Genomic DNA, 14,297 nt, shown 5'->3' with positions numbered 1-14,297 from the left:
ACCTCATTGTAAGGGTATCAGAATATTCTTGATTTAAATTAATGCAGCTAACTTTAATAAGATGCACGCGATTTTAAAGAAATATAATCTTTTACTATTTTTTCATCATTAGCAAGATTTATAAAATGTTCTTCGTGTTTCATTACATCATTGAGATGAGATGGCCATGGAGCATGAAGGCCACAAGCGCTTTTAATAGTATCAGGAAATTTAGCTGGATGAGCCGTGGCAAGAACGATCATTGGAATATGCGGTTTTTTGTTTTCACGCGCTACTTGAAGAGCGACCGCTGTATGTGGATCAACAAGATAGCCACTTTCCTTATAGACACTATCAATTGTTTGAGCTGTTGCAGCCATGTTGCTTTTTCCAGCGGAAAATAGGGAACGAATATTTTTGAGTTGCTTTTCATCAAGAGTAAAGAGCCCCGTTTTTTTCAAGTTTTCCATTGCATTGCGAATCCACATTGGATCACGATTGCCACTTTCAAAGAGCAAACGTTCAAAATTAGAAGAGACCTGAATATCCATAGAAGGTGATGTTGTATGGACTATTGGTTGTGTTTCGTAAGTACCACTGGTCAATGTACGTACAAGGATGTCGTTATCATTCGTTGCGATGACCAGTTGAGCAATGGGTAATCCCATACGGGCTGCGACATAACCTGCAAAAATATCACCAAAATTTCCAGTAGGAACAGTAAATGAAACAGCTCTATCAGGTGCTCCTAAAGAAAGTGCAGATGAAAAATAGTAAACAATTTGCGCCATGATACGCGCCCAATTTATAGAATTAACACCTGAAAGTGCTCTTTTTTTACGAAAATTGTGGTCATTAAACATTGCTTTGACAAGAGCTTGGCAATCATCAAAATTTCCTTCAATGGCAATGGCATGAACATTGGAACAATGATTGGTTGTCATTTGCCGTTGTTGAACAGGCGATACACGTCCTTTAGGAAATAAAATAAAAATATCTGAGTGTTCTTTTCCAGCAAAAGCTTGTATCGCAGCTCCTCCTGTATCACCTGATGTTGCAGCAATAATCGTTGCACATCTATTTTTTTCAGTCAAAACATAATCCATCAGTCGAGAAAGAAACTGCATTGCTACATCTTTAAAAGCTAAAGTAGGACCATGAAAGAGTTCAAGGATAAATTCATCTGCTCCAGTTTGTCGTAACGGACAGATTGCTGGATGGTGAAAGGTTGCATAAGATTCAGCGATCATATTTTCAAAAGCTGTATATTCGATTTCGTTATTCACAAAGGGCCACAGAATAGTTTTAGCAATTGTTGTATAGGACTGACCACGAAGTGCTCGTAACGCATCAAATGATAGCTGAGGAAATTTATCTGGCAAATAAAGTCCCCCATCGCTTGCCAACCCTGTCATGATTGTTTCCGTAAAGCTTAAAGCAGGAGCTTCACCTCTCGTGCTGATATATTCCATAAGTCTTATCCTTTTTTTATTTCTGGCAAATTGGTGAAGTTATTTATTTCACGTTTTTCATAATATTTAAATTATTAAATGGATAGAGCTTCTTTTCTTCTTTTTAACTCAATAATGAAAGGAAATAGCCTTAAGCATTTTTATTTTTGAGATATAAACGCCAAATGTTCACAGAAAATCTGTTACAGTCAAAAATTTCTCTCTATTATTCATTCACTTAGATTTTAAAACGTATCTTCACTTGTACACCTTCTTAAATAATAAAATTAAATAGATAGAATAGTATTTACTGAAGAACTTTTGTATAAAAATCAATCATTCATAGTTATTTTATACTCTTAATACTCTGTAACAATTAAATCTGCTAAACGAAATGTTAAAATGATACATCCCAAGACTCACATTGGAAGATTTATAAGGTAATTTTATGGCATTTCGTGCGCAAATCTATACTTTGAATAATCTTTTTTAGCTTAATTTATTACTTTGTATAATAATAGATATTATATTTGTGCTATACAGTATGGTAGCCTAAAGGTTATCCATAGAAAACATACAACAGCCTGCTAAATGATGGGAAGCAGGCTGTAAAGTATTTTCATTTTAAATAGAAAAAAATAACTAAGTATCTTTGAATTATTTGCCTTTAATTTTTCCTATTGCCCATCCGATTATCCCACTAAATATGGCCATAACAGATCCAGTCAAGAATCCAAAACCCAAAGCTCCTACTGTAGAAAAAACTCCTAGCGTAATTGGTTCAAACACTTTCTCAAATTTTCCTTCAAAGGCAGATTCACTTTTTGCTCTATGAGTGAAACTTGGGACATAAAGAGCAGCTATATCGATAGCTTTTTTCTTTCCTTGTTCTATTAGAGAGACAGTTTCCCATTGAGTATCATTTTTCAAATGATTGGCATGAACATTTATAATTTGTGAAAGCAAAAAAGCAACTGCTATAAAAATATTTAATACGTAAGTTTTCAATACTTTAATCATAGTTTACCACCAATACTTTTATTTTAATCTGAATTGAATAGATGCATCGGCAGAATTAGTGCACATTGAGAGAAACAGAAGCATTTAAAGCTTTTTTCACTCTTAGTGTGATAATTCATTAGTTTTTATCATCAACAATGGATAAACACAGAATATGTTCATAGTTTATATTTCATATGAGAAGGTCTTATTCTGATGAAAGTTCAATTTTAACGAGATTTAAAATACAATATTATTTTACTTATTATCCATCCTAAAAACATGCCTATCGTACTTGATGCATATCCAAGTGCCATCCCCATACCAAAAGCCCCGAGTGTAAGAGGTTCAACAACCTTTTCAAATTTTCCTTCGACGGTAATTTCATTTTCCATACAACGATTTAGATTTTGTGTATAGAGAGCAATCGTACTGATTGCATCCGTTCTGTTCTGTTCTGTTACAGAAATAAAAATATTCTCACGATGAATATTGTTTTGCAAATAGTTGGCATGTACACTTACAGTCTGTGAAATGTAAAAAACAGATATCATAGAAATAATTAATATATTATTGTTAAAAAAATTAATCATCATTTACCTCAAATACTTTATAGTATTCAATATATATATATGTGTGTATATAAATTACACTTTGGATTTTTGGATGTAATTTACAGAATTTATAGTTATAGTAAGAGAAATAGAAGCTTCATTATGTAATAAATTTATAATAATTAATAATAACATAATTAAGATATGTATTCTATATTTCTACAATAGATTGAATTACTTGAAAATCAATACTATGTCCTTTATCCAACTTATTATCGATCCTATAAAGCTCATTGCATATCCAGTAAACAATAGCCCCATTCCTATAGTCATAGGCTCAACGACCTTTTCAAATTTTCCTTCACCTATTGTTCCATGTTCTGTTTGATAATTTACAGACGGAGCATAGAAAGCAGTCGTAGAAACTACATCGGATTTCGCATATTTTACTTGTTCCATTGGGAAAACAGAAAGTTCCTCTTTTGGAGTATCGTTTTTCAAATAGTTTGCATTAACATTTACAGTTTGTGAAATAAAAAAAGTGCTCGCTATAAAAATGCTTAAAATATAATTTTTAAATATTTTTACCATAACTTTACCTCAAATATTTTTAATTTATATATGTAAGAAAGATACATAATGTTTATGTATCTCACACTATATACAAGTCATATAGTTCAATATGTATTTTTAGTCAATAATAAAAATACATATAAAAATATACCTATAATTTTTTTACAAACATTATTGTAAAAAAGTAACAGTAATAATTACAAATTATATTTTTTAAAAACTTTATAGAATATTTTATTATGTGTTATATATAAAACAGCATATGGTTATCGTATAATTTTTATAAAACGATATTAATATATTTTTTAAATACATTTATAGATAATAAAATTGATCAAAATTTTTACATATTAAATATATAAAAATTTATTTATTATCGATAGTATAATAGAAAACATGAAAATTATGATGTAGTTATAAAAATATTATTAACAATTAAAATATGAATGGACACGATAAAATTTTATTATTTATAGTATTTATTATAGATAGTCATTATTGTATAATGTGTTATATATATATTATTTAAGTTATTATTCAATGGTTATTTAATTGCATCGTGATAGCAGAATAATAATTCTTAATTTACTATTAAATATATAAATTTATCTTATAGATAATAATATGTTATAGATACTAAAAAATGTACAATTTTCTCATAGTGTAAAGTAGAGCTCGAATTGGATAGAGATAAATGATATTATCTTTTTATCGCTAATGTGAACGGCATATTACTATGATGCAAGGCAGTGTATAGAAGAATATAATTTAGACATATTTATGAGTGCCGAAAGATCAGCATTAGATAATATTTTCAACACTTTCTTCTTTCCAAACTGAAAAGCCGCTTTTATTTTTAGAAAGTGGATTACTTTTGAAAAGATCTGATTTCATTGCTTATTTAAAAAGGCTATTAAGTGCTTTCGGAAAATTTTAAGCAACTATTGGTATCGCTGTCGCTTGTTTAACATGATTATATGTTTCATATTTATGTGCTTTTTTAAAGAAACCGTTCTCAAGGTACTCAAGCCTATTTTGCAATGATAGATATGATGATAAAGCCCCCATAATATAAAATTCTTAGGGCATCAGAATTTTTGACGTTTATAAAGAAGAAAGATGGCATTGCCATACACTTTTCTCGCTCCTAATGTTGCTACAATTTTTGCCTTTTGAGATGATTCATTAAAAGGCATTTTTATTTCTTTATTTATTTAATTCAGCATATCTAGGTTTGAAATGAGAGAATCTTACAATATTCGGTTTTTTTGCTTAATTTGAATAATGATAAATTATGATTATAAATCAATATATTGTCTGTAAATTACTTGGTATGAAATGTTTTTAATAAAAGGTACATCTTCATAAGAGTGTATTCTTTTTGTTTTTTGTAATCTTAGGGAGGTTGTACCAATTGATGCTGTTAAAATACTATTTAAGCAGCAAAGTAAATAAGCCTTCAACAAGTTTATGAGATTTGGATTAAGTAAATATAAGCCTTTGTAACTCAACAAGGACGCATTTGTCATTTTCAATAAAGTCTTGTATTCTATAGAATACGTGAATTTTAATATTGTTTTCCATGATCAATATGCGCATCCCCTACAATTTTACCATAGTGTGTGATTTTTTTGATCAGATGAAAGAGGTTATCAATTTTCACATCTTATCGAGCAAGGCATCGTAATATTCCTTTGTTTGACAAATATAATAATTTATCAGGATAGGCTGCTGTGGTTGGGAGTGGGATATCGGATTTGAGATAGATAAGCAGGGTTTAATTTTTATGAGTTTGTACCCCTGTTTTTTGCTTTTTTAAAAGCACGTACAATGGTTAACTGACTTATGATCTCAATGAGGTGCTATATTTTTCCTTCACATTGAGATGCAATTCACCCGTGTCGTGAATTGCGCATTTATTGAAGTTATTATAAAAGGAGCAGCGAGAAGAGCAGGACATTTGAATAAAAATGCTTCTTACAAGAGTTTACAAATTGATATATTCAAGAGATTTTTTATAATAGATCTCGCCATACTGCCATTGCTTCTAAGACTTCTCCTAAATGAGCATGTTTTGCAATAACTGTTTCTGCACCAGCTTCTGCAAGTGCATTAGAGTGGCCAAGATAGCTATGTGATCCTCCCGTAAAGCCGATGACACGCATGCCTGCTGCTATGGCTGCGTGTACACCATGAAGTGAATCTTCTATAACGATAGTGTTTTGGGGCTCTGCCTGTAATTGTTGTGCGGCAAAAAGGAAAACATCAGGGGCCGGTTTCGTTCTTTTTGTTCCAACTTCAGGTGCTGAAAATATTTTACCTTCAAAAAGGTCATAGAGATCAACCGTGGTGAGCATCTCTTTTATATCTACGCTTTTTGCATTAGAGCAGATACAGTAGGGATAGCGTGTTTGGATAATTTCTACAGCTTCTCTTACATCATCAATAGCCCGTAATTTAGTTTTTATTTGTGTACGAAAAATATTAGTCATTTGATCTATGAGATGAGCAGAAATAGGTTTTTCTGTTTCCTGTTCAACGTGTTTAAGAATATCGCGAAAGATAAGCCCTGCAAAACGCTCACTCAATTCTTCGGGTGATATTTCATATCCTGTTTGTTTGAGCAATTGAGATCCAATTTTTGCTGCAAGATATTCAGAGTCAACGAGAACTCCGTCACAATCAAAAATAATAAGATCTATCTGAGGCATAAGATATTCCTTTACATGTTACGAGATGGACAACTTTCATGAAAACGATATTGAGAAGATCTTATTTCATAAAAATACGCTTTGAAAATGATTCTTAATTCTTTTACGAAATAAAAGATATGGGAACAGTACATTGAAAAAAAGAAAATTAAGGTTTCATTCATATGAAAGTTTTTTTTTACTAAAAAAACAAAAACAATCATCAATTTTGTAGAACTTTAACGATACGTTTACGCTATTTTGTAAATATAGATTGGTAATGCGGGCCTATAAACTATTTTGGTTGATTATAGGGCAAATTCAGTTAATTTTGTTGGGTTTTTCATGACAGTTATTCAGCTTCAAAAAGATTTTCTTCGTACTCCCTCACAAATGCCATGGCGCAATAAAATTTTTAAAGGAGATTGTGTTTCCGTTTTAGAAAAACTTCCAAAACATTCTGTTGATATGATTTTTGCGGATCCACCCTATAATTTGCAATTGGATGGAGCTTTATACCGTCCAGATCATTCGCTTGTTGATGCGGTTGATGATGCATGGGATCAGTTTGAGAGTTTTGCTGCTTATGATGCTTTTACTCGTGCATGGTTGCTTGCTTGTCGTCGTGTACTAAAACCCAACGGAACACTTTGGGTTATCGGATCTTACCATAATATTTTTCGGGTTGGGACGGCATTACAAGATTTAGGTTTTTGGATGCTTAATGATATTATTTGGCGCAAGAATAATCCGATGCCTAATTTTCGAGGGCGCCGTTTTCAAAATGCTCATGAGACGCTTATTTGGGCCGTGCGAGATCAAAAAGATAAAAAGTACACATTTAATTATGATGCCTTAAAAGCGGCAAATGAAGATCTACAAATGCGTTCAGATTGGCTTTTCCCTCTCTGCACTGGAGCTGAACGTTTAAAGGATGATTCGGGGCGTAAATTACATCCAACACAAAAACCGCAAGCGTTATTAGCGCGTATTATTATGGCTTCTAGTAAACCTGGTGATGTTATTCTCGATCCGTTTTTTGGTTCGGGAACAACAGGTGCTGTTGCCAAGCTTTTAGGGCGTGATTTTGTTGGGATTGAACGCGAGCAAGATTACATCGATGCAGCATGTGAGAGAATTGCGGCGGTTCAACCTTTAGCGCAACCAGAACTAGCGATTTTGGATAGAAAAAAAGCAGAACCGCGCGTAGCATTCAACAGTTTGCTTGAAGCAGGTTTACTCTATCCTGGAGAAGTTCTGTATGATCGTAAGAAGCAAGTATCTGCTATTGTAAGAGCTGATGGTACGATTATGCATGGTGGTGAAGCGGGCTCAATTCACGCAATGGGAAGAAAGGCTCAAGATTCGCAGAGTTGTAATGGTTGGACCTTTTGGTATTATGAGGAAAATGGACGGTTGAAGTCCATAGATCATTTAAGAATGATCATACGTTCACAAATGTTAAAAACGGGTGTTTTATGAACTAAGCTGATCGCTTCATTCTATTGACCACCAATATACCTGATCTTGATTGAGATGGACGTGAGGGTGTTTTAGCCTTTCTTAGATGTTTTTTATTGACACACTAAATCTCGCTTGTAAGCGACAAGCGAGTATTTTATGCTTCTTTTAGAAGAAATTAAAATGAGAAATTTTCACTCTATGTTCTCATTTTAGTTCCAAAACAGTAAAATTTCAATATAAGCTTATAAAAATGAAATATCAGAATTAAAAGGTTCATTCAGAAGTTCAAAATTAAGTGCTTTTTTGAATACGTACATCTGTAAAGTGCATATAATATATTGATTATAAAGATAATTTAGCGCAACTCATATCGAATTGCCCTCGGAATATCGTCAAGTTTTCTTATTTCAAATTTGTTCCATATTGAATCGATGAAAATTACTTTCTTGCATGTCATAAACGGGGTTGGCGTGTGAATAAAAATTGTTAACGAAAGAACTAAAAGTACCTCTTATAATCCGTTTCACGTACCAAGGGATGTTGAGGGGGCTGGTAAATATAACGATGGTGCTAACTTGCTCCGTCATAAGCGAAAAAAGGATAGATCCTGAAATTTAAATCTAAAGCTTCTAAGCGTTTCTATCCCTCCTTAATTTTTGTCTGTAGAAAAAATTGGTTATTTCATTTTTTAAAATTTTTCTTTTACAGATTAGTAAATGATCGCTAGAGATACAAAAGTCTCCATTAGAAAACATTTTTATGAATAGGGAAGGTTATTTAAATCTAAAAGAATTGGGAAGTGCTACGGAAATGGCTTTTTTCATAACAGTAGGTAATGCTTCTTCGGCAAGATGTTGAATGTTACACCACCAACCATTTTCACAATTCATTTCATGAACATCTTCGGTATAGTAAACATCAAGTTTTAGAGAAAAGTGAGTAAAAACATGCGTAATTTGTCCTTTGAATTGCCAATTGGCAGTAAAGGGTGCGTTTTGTAGCCCATTTTCGTTGTTTATGCCAATATTGTTAGGAATTTGGGTCATTCCACCAAGGAGCTTTTGCGTCTGTCGTTTTTCCAAATAAATTTGTTTCTTTTTATTAAGGACCACAAAAGCAATACCTGTTTTTGAAGGGCGTTCTTTTTTAGGGGCTTTAACTGGAAAAGACTCCGGTTGTTGCATCTTTTCTGCTTTGCATAAACATTGAAGAGGGCAGGTATAACAAGATGGTTTGCGTGGAGTACAAATTGTTGCTCCCAAATCCATCATTGCTTGAGCAAAGTCACCAGGACGATTTAAAGCAGTAATTTTTTGTGTTTTTTCTTTAATTTCAACTTTTGCTTTTTGCAGTATTGAAGTGATAGCAAAAAGTCGCGCTACCACACGTTCGACATTACCATCAACCACTGCTACAGGGTGGTTAAAAGCAATCGCAGCAATGGCTGCGGCAGTATAATCTCCAATACCGGCTAGAGTTCGCAATTCTTTTACAGATTGTGGAAATTGTCCCGCGTAGTTTTCAACAAGCTGTCGCGCACATTTTTTAAGATTACGTGCGCGTGAATAATAACCAAGTCCAGCCCATGCTTTCATGATATCATCTTGGGAGGCTTTTGCTAAAGAGGAAAGATCAGGCCATAGTTTTAGAAACTTTTTAAAATAAGGCTTAACTGTTTCAACGGTTGTTTGTTGAAGCATGATTTCAGAAAGCCAAACTTGATAAGGATCAGGACGGATACCTTGTTTTTGCTTTTCGGGGGTAATCCGCCATGGAAGATGTCTGTGATTTTGATCGTACCAAGCAAGGAGGTGCGAAGAAATTTCATACATGATTGCTTTCAAGCATAGGGAGATATAAAATGCAAAAGAAAAAATTATTTATTTTGTAATTCATGTTTTTTGCTCTTTTATTGTCAAGGCTCTGGTGAGAAAAGGCTTTTTATTTTGTTGATATTTCATAAATTGAGGAGGCAACAATTTTTAGATGAAACAAATGATTTTAATTTAGTAAGCGCTTGAACAATGATCTAAAAATGAGAAAACAACTTAAAAAACGTATCTTTTATTCTCTTTCTGAGGCGGTATACAAAATACTTGATCCAGTTTTACGCAAACGGACAGGGCTTAATGTAGCGCTTATAGAACATTGGCCACAGATTGCAGGCTATGATATCAGTGAACATACAATGCCGCTTAAAATTATTTGGAAACGTCGTGCAGATCAAGATGAAGTTTTTCAGCCAGCAACACTTGTTGTCGCATGTGAAGGATTTGCTGCGTTAAAATTGATGCATGAAACAGAGGAATTACTTCATAGAATTAACGGATTTTTTGGCTATATTGCTATTGATCGCATCAAGATTGAGCAAAGGAGTATGTCGGTTTTTATGAATCACTTGCCTCTAAAACCGCCTTTGAGTGAACAAGACAAAAAATACGTGGAAAAAATGCTTGAAGGAATTGAAGATAAAAGTTTGCACCAAGCACTTTACCAACTTGGCTGTTGCATTTTTTTGGAAAAAAATAATAAATAGAAAGATATTTTATATATTTTTCTTTAATATATGAGAAAGCATTGGATTCCTATTCGTTAATAACAACAGAAAAGTATTATTTATGGTAAAATATCGTTCTTTTTTATCTTTCGGGATAATTTTTCTCTTCATAACGATTGTACAAAACAGTGTAACAGTTGCTTTAGCGCGTGATCCCAAATCAGTGGCAACTGTTGATATGGCAGAGCTTCTCCAATCGGGTAAGGTAAAGGATCGCTTTGAGGGAGAGGCGGATGCATCAGTCGTCATTGTTGAGTATGCTTCGTTGACATGTACCCATTGTGCGCATTTTTATAATGATATACTTCCCCAAATTCGTAAAAAATATATCAAAACAGGAAAAGTAAAACTTATTTTCCGAGAATATGCTTTTGATCCTCGGGCAACAGCAGGTTTTATGTTGGCACGGTGTGCACCGGAAGATCGCTATTTTCCTTTGATAGAAGTTTTATTTCAAAAACAAAATGAATGGGCTTTCGGAAAAAATGCTCTAACACCATTGAAGAAAATTGGCTTAATGGCTGGTTTTACAGATGAAAGTTTTACTGCGTGTTTGAAAAATCAGTCCATTTTAGATGAAGTAAATGCATCTTTTGAACGCGGTAAAGAGCTTGGTGTCACAGCAACACCTACTTTCTTTATTAATGGTAGTAAATATGAAGGTGCCATGAAAGTAGAAGAATTTTTTGCGGTGATTGATAGTTTTCTAAAAAACTGAATCTTAATCTTCCAGAAGATGGATAGTGATACTTTTGGTCATTATCTCTTTTGGAAGGATTAATATTATGCATTTATGAAGCGATATCGTTGAGCCAAATTTGAATCAAATCATTGCTTTTAAGTGAGCCTGGGTTGAATGATGTTTTGAAGCTGATATGGGAGGATTTGTACAGTGAAAAAATGGGTTTATAGTTTTGGAGATGGAAAGGCAGAAGGAAGTGCAAGTGAGCGTAACCTTCTCGGAGGTAAAGGGGCTAATTTGGCAGAAATGAGTAATCTTGGTTTGCCCGTACCACCCGGATTTACGCTGACAACAGAAGTTTGTAATTTTTATTATGCCCATGACAAATCATATCCAGAAGAGCTACAGGAATCTGTTAAGCAAGCACTAAGATACGTTGCTGAACAAACAGGACGTGAATTTGGGAATGAACAAAGACCACTTTTGCTGTCTGTTCGTTCAGGGGCTAGGGCTTCTATGCCAGGGATGATGGATACAGTGCTGAACCTTGGCATGAATGATAAAACTGTAAAAGCAATTGCTTTACAAGCCAATAATGAACGTTTTGCTTATGATAGTTATCGGCGTTTTATCCAAATGTATTCTAACGTTGTTTTGGGGCTAGACCATTCGTATTTTGAAGAGATTCTTGATGAAGTAAAAGCATGCAATGGTTACACTATTGATACAGAAATGACAGCAGATGATTGGAAGAATGTTATTATTTCTTATAAAGCCTATGTTGAAGAAAAATTAGGAACCCCTTTTCCACAAGATCCTGAACAACAGTTATGGGGGGCGATTGGAGCCGTTTTTTCAAGTTGGATGACAGCACGTGCAGTTACTTATCGCCGTTTACATAGCATTCCTGAAAGTTGGGGAACGGCAGTTAATGTGCAAGCTATGGTTTTTGGTAACATGGGAGAAGATTCGGCAACGGGCGTTGCTTTTACACGCAATCCATCGACAGGGAAAAAAGAACTTTATGGTGAGTTTTTAGTTAATGCGCAAGGGGAAGATGTTGTGGCGGGCATTCGAACACCTCAAAATATTACAGAAAATGCGCGTATTGTTGCTGGTTCAAATAGACCGTCGTTAGAAAAAATTATGCCTGAGGCTTTTTTGAAATTATGTCAGATTGCGCAGAATCTTGAGCAGCATTATCGGGATATGCAAGATCTCGAATTTACCATTGAAAAAGGTAAATTATGGATGCTTCAGACTCGTTCAGGAAAACGCACGGCTCGTGCGGCTCTCAAGATGGCAATTGAAATGGTTGAGGAGGGGTTAATAAACCGTAAAGAGGCTGTGATGCGTATTGATGCAAAGTCGCTTGACCAACTTTTGCATCCAACACTTGATCCCAAAGCAGAACGTTTTGTTATAGGACGTGGTTTACCTGCTTCTCCTGGAGCCGCAACTGGTGAAATTGTTTTTACTTCAGAAGAGGCAGAAACTGTGTCGGCGGAAGGTCGCAAAGTTATTTTGGTCCGGGTAGAAACAAGCCCAGAAGATATTCATGGTATGCATGCTGCAGAAGGAATTTTAACAACGCGTGGCGGTATGACAAGTCACGCTGCTGTTGTTGCGCGGGGGATGGGAAAACCATGTATTTCTGGTGCTGGCAGTGTGCGGATTGATTATAACACAAATACGTTGTTTGCCTCAGGAGAAAGCCTAAAAAAAGGTGATGTTATCACAATTGATGGTGGAAGTGGAGAAATTTTCAAAGGGAAAGTTGCAATGTTGCAGCCTCAGCTTTGCGGAGACTTTGCAAAATTAATGGAATGGGCTGATGGGATGCGACGTATAAGAGTTCGCGCTAATGCTGATACACCATCTGATGCCCGTATGGGGCGCTCTTTTGGGGCTGAAGGTATAGGTCTTTGCCGTACGGAGCATATGTTTTTTTCTGATGAACGTATCGTTGCCATGCGTGAAATGATTTTAAGTCATGATGAAAGTGGTCGTCGTAAAGCACTAGATAAGCTTTTGCCAATGCAGCGTTCAGATTTTAGTGAATTATTTGAAATTATGTGTGGTTTACCTGTTACTATCCGCTTGCTAGATCCACCATTACATGAATTTTTGCCTAAAACGAAAGCAGAAATTCTTGATGTTGCAACAGCTATGGGGGTTTCTGCTGAAGTGCTTGCTGAACGCACTCAGCAGTTGCACGAATTTAATCCTATGCTTGGATTACGAGGATGCCGTTTAGCTATTACTTATCCTGAAATTGCAGAAATGCAAGCGCGGGCGATTTTTGAAGCAGCAGCAGAAGCTGCCCAAAAATCTGGATCTCCTGTTATGCTTGAAATTATGGTGCCACTGGTTGCGCTTAAATCTGAACTCGATTTTGTGAAAGCGCGTATTGATCAGGTTGCTGAGGAAGTGATGAAAGAAAAGGGAAGCACTATTCAATATATGGTTGGGACGATGATTGAACTTCCAAGAGCGGCGCTTCGAGCAGATGAAATTGCTGAAACTGCTGAATTTTTTTCATTTGGAACAAACGATTTGACACAAACTACTTTTGGGATTTCCCGTGATGATGCAGCTCCTTTTTTGGCAACCTATTTTCAAAAAGGTCTTTTAGAGCAAGATCCTTTTGTGTCTATTGACCGTGATGGAGTAGGGGAACTTATTACCATTGCTGCACAGCGTGGACGCTCAAAGCGTGCAAAAATAAAATTGGGAATTTGCGGTGAACATGGAGGCGATCCTGCCTCTATTGCTTTATGCGAAGAAAATAACCTAGATTATGTTTCGTGTTCTCCTTTTCGAGTGCCAATTGCTCGTTTAGCAGCAGCTCAGGCCGCAATAGCAAAAAGGATGTAATGGGTTAATATTTTTTGTTGTATCGTTATTACTGAAATAAATTTTTATATATTCTTTTATTTTCTTTAATAAAGGGAATAAAAATGCTTCTAAAATGCACGATAAGTTGTGTTACGCGTTAGAGGTTTATGAGAGAAAATATAAAGCACAGGATAGACAAAGATGTATTATTAATGCACTTTTTATTGGCGAACCTCTTGATAGAGAGAAACGTGTTATTGTGCAGTCAATTTACGCGTTTGCTTTTTTATAGGGGAATGAGCTCCTCACGCAAAGTAGAATGCTGCAAACAAATGCATTTTTTTGTGCATCATGCTGTTTGAGATAGACATTTCTCAGTGATGCCCCATTTCACATTGATATTCGTGGAATGGGGATTATGTAAAACTCCCCATAAGTTTATAAAAATCTTCCCAAAATTTATAAACTCCATTATGCACTCCCATCTTTACATTTATAAAGGAATATCAA

General features: G+C 34.8%; 10 protein-coding genes. 4 read left to right on the top strand and 6 right to left on the bottom strand.

The annotated features are described in order from the left end of the window. Nucleotides 1-53: 53 nt before the first annotated feature. The 5 genes from thrC to ACFING_RS01955 all read right to left on the bottom strand — a co-directional run bounded on the left by thrC (nt 54) and on the right by ACFING_RS01955 (nt 6,267). Nucleotides 54-1,451: a threonine synthase gene (gene thrC, locus ACFING_RS01975; protein ID WP_375611136.1), complete on the bottom strand. Its 1,398-nt coding sequence runs from the start codon at nt 1,449-1,451 to the stop codon at nt 54-56. Between the two features lie 636 nt (nt 1,452-2,087). Beyond that, complete coding sequence (locus ACFING_RS01970) at nt 2,088-2,450, bottom strand: hypothetical protein (protein WP_375629499.1); 363 nt, start codon at nt 2,448-2,450, stop codon at nt 2,088-2,090. A 209-nt stretch (nt 2,451-2,659) separates the two neighbouring features. Further along, the gene (locus ACFING_RS01965; protein WP_375629496.1) at nt 2,660-3,025 is read right to left on the bottom strand and encodes a hypothetical protein; all 366 of its coding nucleotides are present in this window, start codon (nt 3,023-3,025) and stop codon (nt 2,660-2,662) included. A gap of 192 nt (nt 3,026-3,217) precedes the next feature. Further along, nucleotides 3,218-3,574, bottom strand: coding sequence for a hypothetical protein (locus ACFING_RS01960; protein ID WP_375629493.1), 357 nt, complete (start codon nt 3,572-3,574; stop codon nt 3,218-3,220). A gap of 1,997 nt (nt 3,575-5,571) precedes the next feature. Continuing rightward, nucleotides 5,572-6,267: an HAD family hydrolase gene (locus ACFING_RS01955; protein ID WP_375620663.1), complete on the bottom strand. Its 696-nt coding sequence runs from the start codon at nt 6,265-6,267 to the stop codon at nt 5,572-5,574. A 372-nt stretch (nt 6,268-6,639) separates the two neighbouring features. Between ACFING_RS01955 and ACFING_RS01950 the strand changes: the two genes are divergently transcribed. Continuing rightward, nucleotides 6,640-7,728, top strand: coding sequence for a site-specific DNA-methyltransferase (locus tag ACFING_RS01950; protein WP_375613050.1), 1,089 nt, complete (start codon nt 6,640-6,642; stop codon nt 7,726-7,728). Nucleotides 7,729-8,483: 755 nt separating this feature from the next. Here ACFING_RS01950 and mutY read toward each other — a convergent pair. Further along, nucleotides 8,484-9,542, bottom strand: coding sequence for an A/G-specific adenine glycosylase (gene mutY, locus ACFING_RS01945; protein WP_375620664.1), 1,059 nt, complete (start codon nt 9,540-9,542; stop codon nt 8,484-8,486). Between the two features lie 203 nt (nt 9,543-9,745). On the opposite strand from mutY, the gene ACFING_RS01940 reads away from it, so the two are divergent. The 3 genes from ACFING_RS01940 to ppdK all read left to right on the top strand — a co-directional run bounded on the left by ACFING_RS01940 (nt 9,746) and on the right by ppdK (nt 13,826). Continuing rightward, complete coding sequence (locus ACFING_RS01940) at nt 9,746-10,246, top strand: DUF721 domain-containing protein (RefSeq protein WP_375611142.1); 501 nt, start codon at nt 9,746-9,748, stop codon at nt 10,244-10,246. A gap of 82 nt (nt 10,247-10,328) precedes the next feature. After that, on the top strand, nt 10,329-10,985 hold the full coding sequence (locus ACFING_RS01935; RefSeq protein WP_375629490.1) for a DsbA family protein: 657 nt from the start codon (nt 10,329-10,331) through the stop codon (nt 10,983-10,985). A gap of 174 nt (nt 10,986-11,159) precedes the next feature. Then, nucleotides 11,160-13,826 (top strand): pyruvate, phosphate dikinase, encoded by a 2,667-nt coding sequence (gene ppdK / locus ACFING_RS01930; protein WP_375629487.1) that lies wholly within the window; start codon nt 11,160-11,162, stop codon nt 13,824-13,826. Nucleotides 13,827-14,297 lie beyond the last annotated feature (471 nt).

Origin of the sequence: Bartonella sp. AP150HLJHH (assembly GCF_042196385.1) — a bacterium.
Taxonomy (GTDB): domain Bacteria; phylum Pseudomonadota; class Alphaproteobacteria; order Rhizobiales; family Rhizobiaceae; genus Bartonella.
Note: the sequence above shows the minus strand (reverse complement) of the source record. Positions and strands in the feature narration are given on the sequence as shown.